Genomic DNA, 12,300 nt, shown 5'->3' with positions numbered 1-12,300 from the left:
AAGAAGAAAAGAGAATGAAAATAAGGCTATTCAAAGTAATAGCAATGATTTTTGGTTTTCCAGGTTTTCCGAGTACGCCTAAAATAATACCTATGATAGGACACATTATTTCTAGCGCAAGTATATATTTAAAATAATGAGAGTAGAAAAAATGGGATGATATAAATAAGTATTCAATCATTACAGCAATTACTGCGATAGAGAAAAATAAATAGGATAATAGCATAGTTATTTTTTTCACGATTATTCCCCCTTAGAAATTAAATCACTACAATAATAAGTTCACAAGAGTGTATATACTTTGATTAAAACATACTGAAGTACTATGTAAACAGTTATACGTAAAATAGATCTCTAGAAATATATATTCTAATTCCCTTTCATTCTTGCATATAGTTGCAATTCTCCTTTTGAATATAACTAAAACACGAACGTTATCAATGGCTAATAAAAAAACATTCGATTATTTGTTGACATTGTTTATGAAATATTGTTAATATAGCCATAGAAACAATAATATAAAAGACCTCATATAATCGCGGGGATATGGCCTGCAAGTCTCTACCTAACGACCGTTATTCGTTAGACTATGAGGGAAAGTCACTCGGTATTTTTCTATTTACAAGGGATACGTATGCCTGAGTAGAGCGCTTTCTCTCATAGTAAAAGAGAAACTGTTCTATTTCAGGCTTTTTTTATTTGAATCGGGGGGATTCTAATATGAAATCACTAGTTGGAGTCATAATGGGAAGCACGTCAGACTGGGAAACAATGAAATATGCTTGTGACATTTTAGATGAATTAAATATACCGTATGAGAAAAAAGTTGTATCCGCTCATCGGACTCCGGATTATATGTTTGAATATGCAGAGACGGCTCGTGAACGTGGATTGAAAGTTATTATTGCTGGAGCTGGTGGAGCAGCGCATTTACCAGGAATGGTTGCAGCGAAGACAAATCTTCCTGTAATCGGTGTTCCAGTTCAATCAAAAGCGTTAAACGGCTTAGATTCATTATTATCCATCGTCCAAATGCCAGGAGGGGTTCCAGTTGCAACTGTTGCAATTGGTAAAGCTGGTTCAACAAATGCTGGTTTACTCGCTGCACAAATACTTGGATCATTCCATGATGACATACATGATGCATTAGAATTGAGAAGAGAAGCAATTGAAAAAGATGTGCGCGAAGGTAGTGAGCTAGTATGACGAGAATCATTTTACCTGGAAAAACAATCGGTATTATTGGAGGCGGCCAGCTAGGAAGAATGATGGCATTGGCAGCTAAGGAGATGGGATATAAAATTGCTGTTTTAGATCCTACAAAAAACTCACCATGTGCACAAGTTGCTGATATTGAAATTGTTGCATCATATGACGATTTAAAAGCAATTCAGCATTTAGCAGAGATAAGTGATGTTGTCACATATGAATTTGAGAATATTGATTATAGATGTTTACAATGGCTTGAAAAACATGCTTACTTACCGCAAGGCAGTCAGTTGTTAAGTAAAACGCAAAATCGTTTTACCGAAAAGAATGCAATTGAAAAAGCGGGATTACCAGTAGCAACGTATAGATTAGTTCAAAATCAAGAGCAGCTTACTGAAGCGATTGCTGAGTTATCATATCCTTCCGTCTTAAAAACGACGACAGGTGGATATGATGGGAAAGGGCAGGTTGTTTTAAGAAGTGAAGCTGACGTTGAGAAAGCACGAAAGCTTGCGGATGAAGCAGAATGCATTTTAGAGAAATGGGTGCCTTTTGAAAAAGAAGTATCAGTTATTGTAATTCGTAGTGTAAGTGGGGAAACGAAAGTATTTCCGGTAGCGGAAAATATCCATGTAAATAACATTTTGCATGAATCCATCGTTCCAGCTCGCATTACAGAAGAACTTTCTCAAAAAGCAATTGCTTATGCAAAAGTGCTTGCGGATGAACTAGAACTTGTGGGAACACTAGCGGTAGAGATGTTTGCTACAGCTGACGGTGAGATTTATATTAATGAATTAGCACCAAGACCTCACAATTCAGGACACTATACACAGGATGCATGTGAAACGAGCCAATTTGGTCAACATATTCGAGCAATCTGTAATTTACCTCTTGGAGAAACAAATTTGTTAAAACCAGTTGTCATGGTAAACATTTTAGGCGAACATATAGAAGGGGTCCTAAGACAAGTGAATAGATTAACCGGGTGCTATTTACACTTATATGGAAAAGAAGAAGCAAAAGCGCAGCGAAAAATGGGGCATGTTAATATTTTAAATGATAATATTGAAGCCGCTTTAGAAAAAGCGAAGAGTTTGCATATTTGGGACCATCAAGAACAACTGTTGGAGGGAAAAAGATGATTAGTCGTTATACACGCCCTGAAATGGGTGCGATTTGGACGGAAGAGAACAAATTTAAAGCATGGTTAGAGGTTGAGATTTTAGCTTGTGAAGCATGGGCTGAGCTTGGCGATATTCCAAAAGAAGATGTGAAGAAAATTCGTGAACATGCATCATTTGATATTGAGCGCATTTATGAGATCGAAAAAGAAACACGTCATGACGTAGTTGCATTCACTCGTGCTGTATCAGAAACACCAGCATTAGGCGAAGAACGTAAATGGGTTCATTACGGTTTAACATCTACAGACGTAGTAGATACAGCGTTATCTTACATCTTAAAACAAGCGAATGAAATCATATTAAAAGACTTAGAAAACTTTGTAAGCATTTTAGCTAACAAAGCAAAAGAGCATAAATACACGATCATGATGGGAAGAACACACGGTGTTCATGCAGAACCAACAACATTTGGTTTAAAACTTGGTCTTTGGTATGAAGAAATGAAACGTAACGTAGAGCGTTTCAAACAAGCTGCTGATACAGTTCGCGTTGGTAAACTATCTGGTGCGGTTGGTACATATGCAAATATCGATCCATTCGTAGAAAAATTTGTTTGTGAAAACTTAGGATTAGAAGCAGCACCAATTTCAACACAAACATTGCAACGTGATCGTCATGCACACTACATGTCAACACTTGCACTAATCGCAACATCTATTGAAAAGATGGCGGTTGAGATTCGTGGTTTACAAAAGAGTGAAACACGTGAAGTTGAAGAGGCTTTCGCAAAAGGCCAAAAAGGTTCTTCTGCAATGCCACATAAACGTAATCCAATTGGCTCTGAAAATATGACTGGTTTAGCTCGTGTTATCCGCGGTTATATGATGACAGCTTACGAGAATGTTCCATTATGGCATGAGCGTGACATCTCTCACTCTTCTGCAGAACGCGTAATTTTACCAGATGCTACAATTGCGTTAAATTACATGTTAAATCGCTTTGGTAATATCGTTAAAAACTTAACTGTATACCCAGAGAATATGAAACGCAATATGACAAGAACATACGGTTTAATTTATTCTCAGCGCGTAATGCTTACGTTAATCGACAAAGGAATGGTACGTGAGGAAGCTTATGATATCGTACAGCCTAAAGCGATGGAAGCTTGGGAAACACAAGTACAATTTAAAGAACTTGTAGAAGCTGATGAGCGTATTACGAGCAAATTAACACAAGAAGAAATTAATGAGTGCTTCAATTATGAGCATCATATGCAACACGTTGATACAATCTTTGAACGCCTTGGATTAAACGAAGCGTAAAATTTCATATGGCACAGAAGAGAGTCATTCTGTGCCATTCTTTATAAAAACATTATTCACATTTTTCAAACTACAGGGGGCTTGCGAAATGCAAAAGCTAGAATTGCTGTATGAAGGTAAGGCAAAAAGAATTTATCGTACAGAATCAGCAGATATGGTTTGGGTAGAGTACAAAGATAGTGCGACTGCTTTCAATGGGGAGAAAAAAGAGACGATTACAGGAAAAGGTCGTTTGAACAATGAGATTACAACTTTATTGTTCAGAAAGTTACAAGAAGTAGGAATTAAAACACATTTTGTTGAGAAGTTATCTGAAACAGAGCAACTTGTTAAAAAAGTGAGTATTATTCCTCTAGAAGTTGTCACAAGAAATGTAATTGCAGGAAGCCTTTCAAAACGTTTAGGAATGGAAGAGGGAACTGTACTTGCAGAACCAATCGTAGAATTTTACTTCAAAGATGATGATTTAGGAGATCCGCTTGTAACGGAAGATCATATTCGTGTATTAAACGTTGCATCGCCAGAGCAAGTAAGTGTATTACGAGATATGGCTCTACAAATCAATCAAGTGTTGATTGATCATTTCGCAAGCTGTCGTGTAAGATTAGTAGATTTTAAATTAGAGTTTGGTGTAACAGATGAAGGAGAAATCATTTTAGCGGATGAAATTTCACCGGATACTTGCCGTTTATGGGATGAAACGAGCAATGAAAAGTTTGATAAAGACGTATTCCGTCGTGATCTTGGAAATTTAACAGAAGCTTATGAAGAGATTTTAAAACGTTTAGGGGGAATTTCACATGTATAAAGTTAAGGTATATGTAACATTAAGAGAAAGCGTATTAGATCCACAAGGAACAGCAGTGAAAGGTGCGCTTCATAGTCTTTCGTTCACAGAAGTACAAGATGTTCGAATCGGAAAGTACATGGAATTAACAATTGATAAATCAGTATCTGATCTAGATAGCAAGGTAAAAGAAATGTGTGAAAAACTATTAGCGAACGTTGTAATGGAAGACTTCCGTTATGAGGTTGAGGAGGTTGTCGCACAGTGAAATTTGCAGTAATAGTATTTCCGGGTTCGAACTGTGATGTTGATATGTTCCATGCAATTAAAGATGAGCTTGGCGAAGAAGTAGATTACGTTTGGCACGATACAGAGAATTTAGATGAATATGATGCAATTCTATTACCAGGTGGATTCTCTTACGGTGACTACTTACGTTGCGGTGCTATTTCTCGCTTCGCTAATGCAATGAAAGCAGTGCAAAAAGCCGCTGAGCAAGGAAAGCCAATTTTAGGTGTGTGTAATGGATTCCAGATTCTTGTTGAATCAGGATTACTACCAGGAGCGTTAATGAGAAACGAAAATTTAAAATTTATGTGCCGCACTGTTCAGTTGCGTGTTGAAAATAATGAAACGATGTTTACATCACAATATGAAAAAGGTGCAGTGATCAATATTCCAATCGCGCATGGTGAGGGAAATTACTATTGTGATGAAGAAACTCTTAAAAGATTAGAAGAGAATAATCAAATTGCATTCCGTTACGTGGAAAATCCGAATGGAAGCGTTTCAGATATTGCTGGTATTGTAAATGAAAAAGGAAATGTTCTGGGTATGATGCCACATCCAGAGCGTGCTGTAGATGAATTACTTGGCGGTGCTGAAGGGTTAAAAGTCTTTCAATCTATCTTAAAACAGTGGAGGGAAACATATGTCGTTAATGCTTGAACCAAATCCAACACAAATTAAAGAAGAGCGCATATATGCGGAAATGGGGCTAACAGACGAAGAGTTTGCCATGGTTGAAAAGATTTTAGGCCGTCTGCCAAATTATACAGAAACAGGTTTATTCTCTGTAATGTGGTCTGAACATTGTAGTTATAAAAATTCAAAACCAGTTCTTCGCAAGTTCCCAACGACGGGTGAGCGTGTCCTACAAGGACCTGGAGAAGGCGCTGGAATTGTAGATATCGGTGATAATCAAGCAGTTGTATTTAAAATGGAAAGCCATAACCATCCTTCAGCTATTGAACCATATCAAGGAGCAGCAACAGGCGTTGGTGGTATTATTCGTGACGTATTCTCTATGGGAGCACGTCCGGTGGCTCTATTAAACTCACTTCGCTTCGGTGAATTACAATCACCACGTGTGAAATATTTATTCGAAGAAGTAGTAGCAGGAATCGCAGGATACGGTAACTGCATCGGTATCCCTACTGTTGGCGGCGAAGTACAGTTTGATCCATGTTATGAAGGAAATCCACTTGTAAATGCAATGTGCGTAGGTTTAATTAACCACGAAGATATTAAAAAAGGGCAAGCGCACGGTGCTGGTAATACAGTAATGTACGTAGGAGCGTCAACTGGTCGTGATGGTATTCACGGTGCAACATTCGCATCTGAAGAACTATCTGAAAGCTCAGAAGCGAAGCGTCCAGCAGTTCAAGTAGGAGATCCATTTATGGAGAAACTTCTTATTGAAGCTTGCTTAGAACTTATTCAGTCGGATGCACTTGTTGGAATTCAAGATATGGGTGCAGCTGGTTTAACATCATCTTCTGCAGAAATGGCAAGTAAAGCAGGAATGGGTATTGAAATGTACTTAGATGATGTACCACAGCGTGAAACAGGAATGACACCATATGAAATGATGCTATCTGAATCACAAGAGCGTATGTTAATCGTTGTGAAAAAAGGTAGAGAGCAAGAAATAGTAGATTTATTCGAGAAGTATGGTCTTGCAGCAGTTACGATGGGGAAAGTAACTGAAGACAAAATGCTTCGTTTATTCCATAAAGGTGAGAAGGTAGCTGAAGTACCAGCAGATGCTCTTGCAGAAGAAGCACCAATTTATCATAAGCCATCAAAAGAAGCAGCCTACTTTGCTGAATTCCAAGAAATGAAAATGGAAACGCCGAAAGTAGAAAATTATAAAGAAACGTTATTCGCGTTATTACAACAACCAACGATCGCAAGTAAAGAGTGGGTATATGATCAATATGATTATCAAGTACGCACAAGCACAGTTGTTACACCAGGTTCAGATGCAGCGGTTGTACGTGTACGTGGTACAGAAAAAGGATTAGCAATGACGACAGATTGTAACTCTCGCTACATTTATTTAGATCCAGAAATGGGCGGTAAAATTGCAGTAGCAGAGGCAGCGCGTAATATCGTATGTTCTGGCGGGGAGCCACTTGCAATTACAGATTGCTTAAACTTCGGTAACCCAGAGAAACCAGAAATCTTCTGGCAAATTGAAAAATCAGTAGATGGTATGAGTGAAGCTTGTCGTACATTACAAACACCAGTTATCGGCGGAAACGTATCGATGTATAACGAGCGTAGTGGTGAAGCTGTATATCCAACACCAACTGTTGGGATGGTCGGTCTTGTACATGATTTAAAACATGTAACAACGCAAGAATTTAAGCAAGCTGGCGATTTAGTTTATGTAATCGGAGAGACGAAAGCTGAGTTTGGTGGAAGCGAATTACAGAAGATGCTTCACGGCAAAATTTTCGGTCAATCACCAAGTATCGATCTAGATGTAGAATTAAAACGCCAAAAACAAGTACTAGAAGCAATTCAAGCTGGCCTTGTTCAATCTGCACATGATGTTGCTGAAGGTGGTTTAGCAGTTGCAATTTCAGAAAGTGCAATTGGTGCTAACGGTTTAGGTGCTACTGTGAAATTAGACGGTGAGGCAACAGCAGTATTATTTGCGGAATCACAATCTCGCTTCGTAATAACTGTAAAACGTGAAAATAAAGAAGCATTCGAGAAAATGGTTGAAGCAACTCAAGTCGGAGAAGTGACAAATACAAATGAAGTAACAATTCATAATGAAGAAAATGAAGTATTACTTACAGCAAATGTAGATGAAATGAGAACGGCTTGGAAAGGGGCAATCCCATGCTTGCTGAAATAAAAGGGTTAAATGAAGAATGTGGCGTTTTTGGAATTTGGGGGCATGAAAATGCAGCACAAGTTTCGTACTACGGATTGCACAGTTTGCAGCACCGTGGGCAAGAAGGCGCAGGCATTGTTGTAAATAATGGGGAAAAAATCATCGGTCACAAGGGGTTAGGTTTAATATCAGAAGTGTTTTCAAGAGGTGAGCTAGAAGGATTAAACGGAAAATCAGCAATTGGACACGTACGATATGCGACGGCTGGTGGAAGTGAAGTTGCTAACGTTCAGCCACTATTATTCCGCTTTTCCGATCATAGCATGGCGTTAGCTCATAACGGAAATTTAATTAATGCAAAAATGCTTCGTCGTGAATTAGAGGCAGAAGGAAGTATTTTTCAAACAAGTTCAGATACAGAAGTACTTTTACATCTTATTAAACGTAGTACGAAAGATTCTTTAATTGAAAGTGTAAAAGAGGCTTTAAATAAAGTGAAAGGTGCGTTTGCATATCTTTTACTAACTGGAAATGAAATGATTGTTGCGCTAGATCCGAATGGATTCCGTCCTCTTTCAATTGGAAAGATGGGTGATGCTTACGTTGTAGCATCAGAAACATGTGCTTTTGATGTAGTAGGTGCAACATATATTCGTGATGTAGAACCTGGTGAATTAATTATCATTAATGATGAAGGAATTCACGTAGATCGTTTCACAAATGATGTAGAGCATGCGATTTGCAGTATGGAATACATTTACTTCGCACGTCCAGATTCAAATATTGCTGGTGTTAATGTCCATGCAGCGCGTAAAAATATGGGGAAACGTTTGGCGGCAGAAGCTCCTATTGAAGCTGATGTTGTTACGGGTGTACCAGACTCTAGTATTTCAGCTGCGATCGGCTATGCCGAGGCAACAGGCATTCCGTATGAGTTAGGATTAATTAAAAATCGTTACGTTGGACGTACTTTTATTCAACCTTCTCAAGAACTGCGCGAGCAAGGGGTTAAGATGAAACTTTCCGCAGTAAGAGGTGTGGTTGAGGGGAAACGAGTTGTTATGATTGATGACTCTATCGTAAGAGGGACGACAAGTAAACGAATTGTTCGTATGCTTCGTGAGGCTGGAGCGACAGAAGTTCATGTAAGAATCGCTTCACCACCTCTTAAGTATCCATGCTTCTATGGCATTGATATTCAAACGAGAAAAGAATTAATTGCAGCAAATAATACTGTAGAAGAAATCCGTGAAATGATCGGTGCAGATTCACTAACATTTTTAAGTGAAGATGGATTAGTAGATGCAATTGGACGTCCATATGAAGGGAAATATGGCGGCCTATGTATGGCTTACTTTAATGGGGACTATCCAACAGCTCTTTATGATTATGAACAAGAGCTTTTAGAAAGTATGAAATAAGAAGAAAAAAGCTTCTACTTCTTTTGATGTAGAAGCTAGCTTCTTTCTTAAAACGGCCGCCCTGAATGGGGAGAAATTAAAAGACGAGGTGTAAATAACGATGGCGAATGCATATAAGCAAGCAGGAGTAGATATTGAAGCTGGATATGAAGCAGTATCTCGCATGAAAAAACACGTACAAACAACAATGAGAAAAGAAGTACTAGGCGGTTTAGGCGGTTTTGGAGGTATGTTTGATCTATCAAAATTTGCATTAGAAGAACCTGTATTAGTATCTGGAACAGATGGCGTGGGAACGAAATTGATGCTCGCTTTTATGGCAGATAAACATGACACTATTGGTATTGATGCAGTAGCAATGTGTGTAAATGATATTGTTGTCCAAGGGGCAGAGCCGCTTTTCTTCCTTGATTATATTGCTTGTGGTAAAGCTGAACCTAGTAAAATTGAAAACATCGTCAAAGGTATATCAGAGGGCTGTCGCCAAGCAGGTTGTGCATTAATTGGTGGAGAAACAGCTGAAATGCCAGGAATGTATTCTACGGAAGAATACGACTTAGCTGGTTTTACAGTTGGGATTGTTGATAAAAAGAAAATTGTAACAGGTGAAAAGATTGAAGCTGGTCACGTGTTAATTGGCTTAGCATCTAGCGGTATTCATAGTAACGGTTATTCTTTAGTACGAAAAGTGTTACTAGAAGATGGAGAACTATCTTTAGATCGTATTTATGGACGCTTAGAACTATCTCTTGGTGAAGAATTATTAAAACCAACGAAAATTTATGTCAAACCTATTTTAGAACTATTGAAGAAACATGAAGTATACGGTATGGCGCATATTACAGGTGGTGGATTCATTGAAAATATCCCGCGTATGTTGCCAGAAGGAATCGGTGCTGAGATTGAACTAGGATCTTGGGAAATTCAGCCGATCTTCAGTTTACTTCAAGAAGTTGGGAAACTAGAAGAGAAAGAAATGTTCAATATTTTTAACATGGGTATTGGTATGGTAGTAGCGGTGAAGGAAGAAGATGCAAAAGATGTTGTTCGTCTTCTTGAAGAGCAAGGAGAAGCAGCACATATTATTGGACGTACTGTACAAGGCGCTGGTGTTACCTTTAACGGGGGCACAGCACTATGAGTAGATTAGCAGTTTTTGCTTCTGGGAGTGGATCTAACTTTCAATCTCTTGTTAATGCGGTAGAAGAAAAAAGATTGGATGCAGATATTAGTTTATTAGTATGTGATAAACCAGAGGCACGCGTTATTGGACGGGCACATTATCATCATATTCCGTGTTTCGCCTTTTCAGCGAAAGCATATGAGTCAAAAGAAGCATTTGAAAAAGAGATATTAAAGAAGCTAGAAGAGTATGAGATTGACTATGTTATTTTAGCTGGATATATGCGTTTAATTGGGCCGACTTTACTAGAGGCGTACGGCGGGAAGATTATTAATATTCATCCATCACTACTACCGAGTTTTCCGGGTAAAGATGCTGTCGGTCAAGCGTTAGAAGCAGGTGTGAAAGTAACTGGAGTAACAATTCATTATGTAGATGCAGGTATGGATACAGGCCCAATTATTGCGCAAGAAGCAGTAGTTGTTTCTGAAGGGGATACGAGAGAAAACTTACAAAAGAAAATTCAACAAGTTGAACATAAATTATACGTAAATACAGTGAATCAAATTGTTCAGTCTGTGAAAGAACCAACTGTTAACTAACATACAACCAGGGGTGAAGGATAAATGAAAAAGCGTGCATTAGTAAGTGTTTCAGATAAAACAGGAGTAGTAGAATTTGTTAAAGGTTTACTAGAACAGGGAATCGAAGTTATTTCAACAGGTGGTACGAAAAAATTACTAGAAGAAAACGGCTTACAAGTAATCGGTATTTCTGAAGTAACTGGTTTCCCGGAAATTATGGATGGCCGTGTAAAAACATTACATCCAAATATTCATGGTGGTCTATTAGCAGTTCGTGATAATGAAACACATGTAGCACAAATGAATGAATTAGGTATTCAAGCAATTGACTTTGTTGTTGTTAACTTATACCCATTTAAAGAAACAATCGCTAAGCCTGATGTAACATTTGCTGATGCAATTGAAAATATTGATATCGGTGGCCCAACAATGATTCGCTCTGCTGCGAAAAATCATAAATTTGTATCAGTAATTGTAGATCCAGTAGATTATGATGTTGTATTAGCAGAACTGACAGAGAACGGTGAAGTAACAGACGAAACGAAACGTAAATTAGCAGCGAAAGTATTCCGTCATACAGCAGCGTATGATGCGCTAATTTCTAATTACTTAACAGAACAAATGGGTGAAGAAAGTCCTGAAACATTAACTGTGACATTTGAGAAAAAACAGGATTTACGTTATGGAGAGAACCCACATCAAAAGGCTACTTTCTATAAAGCACCATTCGCTGTAACCTCTTCTGTTGCGTACGCAGAACAATTACACGGTAAAGAATTATCTTATAACAATATTAACGATGCAGATGCAGCGCTTAGTATCGTAAAAGAATTTACAGAGCCAGCAGTAGTAGCAGTAAAACATATGAATCCATGTGGTGTTGGGGTAGGAACTGATATTCATGAAGCATACACACGTGCTTATGAAGCGGATCCAGTATCAATCTTTGGAGGCATTATCGCAGCGAATCGTGAAATTGACAAAGCTACAGCAGAAAAGTTACATGAAATTTTCTTAGAAATTATTATTGCACCTTCTTTCTCAAAAGAAGCTTTAGAAGTGTTGCAAAGTAAGAAAAACTTACGTTTACTAACTGTAAATATTGAAAAAGCGACAAGTGCAAGTAAAAAACTAACTTCTGTACAAGGTGGTCTTCTTGTTCAAGAGGAAGATACGTTATCATTAGATGAAAGTACAATTTCAATTCCGACGAAACGTGAACCGTCAGAGCAAGAGTGGAAAGATTTAAAACTAGCTTGGAAAGTTGTAAAACATGTGAAATCAAACGCAATTGTTTTAGCGAATGATAACATGACAGTTGGTGTAGGTGCAGGACAGATGAACCGTGTAGGTTCTGCAAAAATCGCAATTACACAAGCTGGCGAAAAAGCACAAGGTAGCGCACTTGCATCTGATGCTTTCTTCCCAATGCCAGATACAGTAGAAGAAGCAGCAAAAGCAGGAATTACAGCAATCATTCAACCAGGCGGATCAATCCGTGACGAAGATTCTATTAAAGTGGCAGATAAGTATGGGATTGCTATGGTGTTCACTGGCGTACGTCATTTCAAACATTAATAGAGGATGTTTAAAAAGT

Annotated in this window: 12 protein-coding genes and 1 riboswitch; of the genes, 11 read left to right on the top strand and 1 reads right to left on the bottom strand. The window is 38.2% G+C overall.

Features of this window, described 5'->3' with window-relative positions:
- On the bottom strand, window positions 1–241 hold a 241-nt coding region (locus tag COI75_RS03975; RefSeq protein WP_098448245.1), incomplete at its 3' end, for a hypothetical protein.
- Between the two features lie 267 nt (window positions 242–508).
- Window positions 509–610, top strand: a riboswitch (purine riboswitch).
- 110 nt (window positions 611–720) lie between these two features.
- On the opposite strand from COI75_RS03975, the gene purE reads away from it, so the two are divergent.
- From purE to purH, 11 genes are all read left to right on the top strand, one after another.
- Window positions 721–1,206 (top strand): 5-(carboxyamino)imidazole ribonucleotide mutase, encoded by a 486-nt coding sequence (gene purE / locus COI75_RS03970; RefSeq protein ID WP_000839367.1) that lies wholly within the window; start codon window positions 721–723, stop codon window positions 1,204–1,206.
- Window positions 1,203–2,354, top strand: coding sequence for a 5-(carboxyamino)imidazole ribonucleotide synthase (gene purK, locus COI75_RS03965; RefSeq protein WP_000196797.1), 1,152 nt, complete (start codon window positions 1,203–1,205; stop codon window positions 2,352–2,354). Before purE ends, purK begins: the two co-directional genes overlap by 4 nt.
- A complete protein-coding gene (purB, locus tag COI75_RS03960) occupies window positions 2,351–3,658 on the top strand; it encodes an adenylosuccinate lyase (protein ID WP_000625689.1) in 1,308 nt (435 codons plus the stop codon). Before purK ends, purB begins: the two co-directional genes overlap by 4 nt.
- 88 nt (window positions 3,659–3,746) lie before the next feature.
- Window positions 3,747–4,466 (top strand): phosphoribosylaminoimidazolesuccinocarboxamide synthase, encoded by a 720-nt coding sequence (purC, locus tag COI75_RS03955; RefSeq protein ID WP_001170543.1) that lies wholly within the window; start codon window positions 3,747–3,749, stop codon window positions 4,464–4,466.
- On the top strand, window positions 4,459–4,713 hold the full coding sequence (purS, locus tag COI75_RS03950) for a phosphoribosylformylglycinamidine synthase subunit PurS (RefSeq protein WP_000278823.1): 255 nt from the start codon (window positions 4,459–4,461) through the stop codon (window positions 4,711–4,713). Before purC ends, purS begins: the two co-directional genes overlap by 8 nt.
- Entirely contained in the window at window positions 4,710–5,393 is a 684-nt protein-coding gene (gene purQ, locus COI75_RS03945; RefSeq protein WP_000666781.1) for a phosphoribosylformylglycinamidine synthase subunit PurQ, read from the top strand. The genes purS and purQ overlap by 4 nt, the downstream gene beginning before the upstream one ends.
- Window positions 5,377–7,596, top strand: a complete 2,220-nt coding sequence (gene purL, locus COI75_RS03940) for a phosphoribosylformylglycinamidine synthase II (protein WP_000055569.1) — start codon at window positions 5,377–5,379, stop codon at window positions 7,594–7,596. Before purQ ends, purL begins: the two co-directional genes overlap by 17 nt.
- Window positions 7,581–8,996 (top strand): amidophosphoribosyltransferase, encoded by a 1,416-nt coding sequence (gene purF / locus COI75_RS03935; protein ID WP_000879015.1) that lies wholly within the window; start codon window positions 7,581–7,583, stop codon window positions 8,994–8,996. The genes purL and purF overlap by 16 nt, the downstream gene beginning before the upstream one ends.
- Window positions 8,997–9,096: 100 nt before the next feature.
- Window positions 9,097–10,137: a phosphoribosylformylglycinamidine cyclo-ligase gene (gene purM, locus COI75_RS03930; RefSeq protein WP_001262438.1), complete on the top strand. Its 1,041-nt coding sequence runs from the start codon at window positions 9,097–9,099 to the stop codon at window positions 10,135–10,137.
- A complete protein-coding gene (gene purN / locus COI75_RS03925; protein ID WP_098448244.1) occupies window positions 10,134–10,721 on the top strand; it encodes a phosphoribosylglycinamide formyltransferase in 588 nt (195 codons plus the stop codon). The genes purM and purN overlap by 4 nt, the downstream gene beginning before the upstream one ends.
- A gap of 24 nt (window positions 10,722–10,745) precedes the next feature.
- A complete protein-coding gene (gene purH, locus COI75_RS03920) occupies window positions 10,746–12,281 on the top strand; it encodes a bifunctional phosphoribosylaminoimidazolecarboxamide formyltransferase/IMP cyclohydrolase (RefSeq protein WP_098448243.1) in 1,536 nt (511 codons plus the stop codon).
- Window positions 12,282–12,300: the final 19 nt, after the last annotated feature.

It is taken from the genome of Bacillus cereus, from assembly GCF_002564555.1.
Lineage (GTDB): Bacteria > Bacillota > Bacilli > Bacillales > Bacillaceae_G > Bacillus_A > Bacillus_A cereus_K.
This window is presented reverse-complemented; position numbering and strand designations above follow the sequence as displayed.